3 protein-coding genes and 2 pseudogenes are annotated in these 1,517 nt (G+C 64.9%); all 5 read right to left on the reverse strand.

All coding sequences use genetic code 11. The features are described 5' to 3' along the window. Nucleotides 1-145 (reverse strand): annotated as a pseudogene (locus PGX04_RS24895) (GTP-dependent dephospho-CoA kinase family protein); the annotation flags it as partial. Nucleotides 146-150: 5 nt separating this feature from the next. Beyond that, nucleotides 151-348, reverse strand: coding sequence for a transcription elongation factor subunit Spt4 (spt4, locus tag PGX04_RS24900; RefSeq protein WP_273740957.1), 198 nt, complete (start codon nucleotides 346-348; stop codon nucleotides 151-153). A 2-nt stretch (nucleotides 349-350) separates the two neighbouring features. Beyond that, nucleotides 351-920 carry a DNA-directed RNA polymerase gene (locus PGX04_RS24905; protein ID WP_273740958.1) on the reverse strand — a complete coding sequence of 190 codons (570 nt, stop codon included), beginning with the start codon at nucleotides 918-920 and terminating at the stop codon, nucleotides 351-353. Next, entirely contained in the window at nucleotides 921-1,313 is a 393-nt protein-coding gene (locus PGX04_RS24910) for a type II toxin-antitoxin system VapC family toxin (RefSeq protein WP_273740959.1), read from the reverse strand. Nucleotides 1,314-1,317: 4 nt separating this feature from the next. Continuing rightward, nucleotides 1,318-1,517, reverse strand: a pseudogene (locus tag PGX04_RS24915) (translation initiation factor IF-2 subunit gamma); the annotation flags it as partial.

Here is a 1,517-nt window from a genome sequence, read left to right on the forward strand (position 1 = left end):
GGGGGCCGTCGACGGCCTCGAGGAGTCGATCCGCGTCGGTCTCGATCGGCCCCATCGGCTCCTTGAGCTCGCGGCGGAGCTCGTCGGGTAAAACCAGTAGCTGCTCGTCGGCGGGCTCCGGATCGTGTTCGTCGTCGCGGGTCACGCCAATCAACGAACCTTCAGGGCGTACGCGCCCGATTCGGTGATCTGCATCTCCGTCGCGATCTCGCTTTTCTCGGGATGGGCGATGATGACGTAGCCCGCCCAGTCCTCGGTCAGCGACGAGGAGTTGCAGGCGTCACAGGTTTCGTTGTCCGGTTCGTTGACCCGGTGACACTCGCGACAGACGAGGCGGTCGGATGCCATGGTTATTCACCTGCGGTCGCTTCGCGTTTCTCGCGTTCTTCCTCGAGCCAGCCGTGTTTGCCCAGACCCGGCTGTTTCGCGGTGAGGCCGATCTTCGAGTCGCGCGGGTTGCGCTCGTCGATGCTCTTGGTGACGATGCGGGCCCGGACGGCGTCGTCGACGCCGAGCGAGCGGGCGGACTCGTTCGAAGCGAGCCGCTGGTTCTCGCCGTCGAAGGCGAGATACTCGTCACTGATCTGGGAGACGTGCAGCAGGCCGTCGACGGGACCGATGCCGACGAAGGCACCGAACTCGACGACTTCGACGACGGTGCCGTCGACGACTTCCTGCATCTGTGGATCGAACGTCACTGCGTCGAACTCGGCCTCGTAGTAGACGCCCGGCCGATTCGGCAACACCGTCCCCTCTCCGATATCGCGGACGTCGGTGACGGAGACGATGCTCCCCACCTCCTCGTCCATGCGCCCCTCGAGTTTGTCCTGGAGCAGTCGTTTGACTCGATTCGGCGAAACGTCGCCGAGTTCTTCCGGCGGTACTTCTACCGTGTCCTTCAGCCTAACCCGTTTGTACATCTATGGTTGAGTGATCGCTAACTTGTTTCTCCCGCGTAATGCAATTACCGGTCTGCTCGCCTCGAGCACCCGGTCGCGCAGCGGGCGGTCGTTCGTCACGACGTAGTCGACGGTTCCCTCGCGAGCGAGTTCGACCAGAGCGTCGTCCGCGTACGACGCCTCCGTGTCGACGACGAGACAGCGCTCGGTCGCCAGATCGTGGCCGACGGTCGCGGCCGTCCCCTCCTGGCCGCCCTTCTCGGACAGCCGCCGTAATTCCTCCACGACGGCCTGTGGAATCGTCGGCTCGAATGAATCGAGCAATCGTTCGAGTTCCTCGAACAGCCGCACGTCGAGTTCGACCGGCATCATGAGCGCGCTCGTGTCGAGGGCGACCCGCGTCCGCGTGCTCATCGCCTTAGTCCGTGAGCGTTCCCAGCCCGATCAGCCGCCAGCGCGCGCCGATGCGGCGGTTGATCGCGATTTTCGTCCCCGGATCGGCGGCGACGGGTCGCTTGAGATTGACCTCGCACTCGCCGCTTCGGGCGCTGGTGACGGCCCCGACGGTCGTCGCCGTGCCGACGGTCATCATCAGCGGCTCGCCGGTGCTGATCTCGT

The organism is Natrinema soli, from assembly GCF_028618695.1.